The following is a 270-nucleotide window of genomic DNA, read 5'->3' on the forward strand; positions in this document are numbered from 1 at the left end:
TGGTGGTGGGGCCGGACAGGACGATGGCGAACTCGTCGCCGCCCAGCCGCGCCAGAGTCCGGCCCACGCCGTCCACGCCACCGCCGGCGCCGTCTCCTCCAGCCGCGTCTCCGCCTGCGTCTCCAGCCGCGGTCCCCTCGCCGGCTGAGGAGCCCGGCTCACCGTCACCGCCGTCACCACCGACGCCGCCGACCCCACCGGTGACGGCGCGCAGGCGGCCGGCGACGGCGACGAGCAGCTCGTCGCCGACGGGATGGCCGTAGGTGTCGT

General features: G+C 77.0%; 1 pseudogene. It reads right to left on the reverse strand.

From position 1 onward, the window contains the following. Window positions 1-270: pseudogene (locus ACWJ6R_RS38265) on the reverse strand (hypothetical protein); the annotation flags it as partial.

It is taken from the genome of Planomonospora algeriensis (genome assembly GCF_977012225.1).